Consider the following 525-nt stretch of genomic DNA (forward strand, 5'->3'; position numbering starts at 1 on the left):
ATTTTTAAGGGATAATTGAGTGCCGCTGTATTTGGCGAGGACTTGGCGGCGCGCACGAAGGGTGCGCCACCTTCGTTCGCTGGTGATCTTGCTTGCACCTCTCCCGCGCTCGGCGCTTCCTCCGCTCCGGTTCAACGCAAGCGAAGGAGTCGGATGATGGAGTACTTTGCAGGCCTCGATGTATCGATCGAGGAGACCGCGATCTGCGTGGTGGGCGATGACGGCAAGGTGGTGCTGGAGACCGAGGTCCCGACCGAGCCGCAGTTGATCGCCGATGCGCTAGAGCGCTTTGCCGGGCGTCTGCGCCGGGTCGGCCATGAGGCGGGATCGATCTCGCCGTGGCTGCATGCTGGATTGATCGAACTGGGGCTTCCCGCTGTCTGCCTGGAGACCCGCCATGTGCGCGCTGCGCTGTCGGCCCAGCGCAACAAGACCGATGCCGCCGATGCGCTCGGCATCGCCCATATCATGCGCACCGGGTGGTTTCGCGAGGCGCATATCAAGACCGAAGACTGCTACCGGATA

1 protein-coding gene is annotated in these 525 nt (G+C 63.0%); it reads left to right on the forward strand.

What is annotated here, in order from left to right; all coding sequences use genetic code 11:
• Positions 1-156 precede the first annotated feature (156 nt).
• Positions 157-525: transposase (locus tag A3736_RS05670; RefSeq protein ID WP_156501994.1), on the forward strand; the 369-nt coding region annotated here is incomplete at its 3' end.

Source organism: Erythrobacter sp. HI0063 (genome assembly GCF_001635685.1).
GTDB lineage: Bacteria > Pseudomonadota > Alphaproteobacteria > Sphingomonadales > Sphingomonadaceae > Qipengyuania.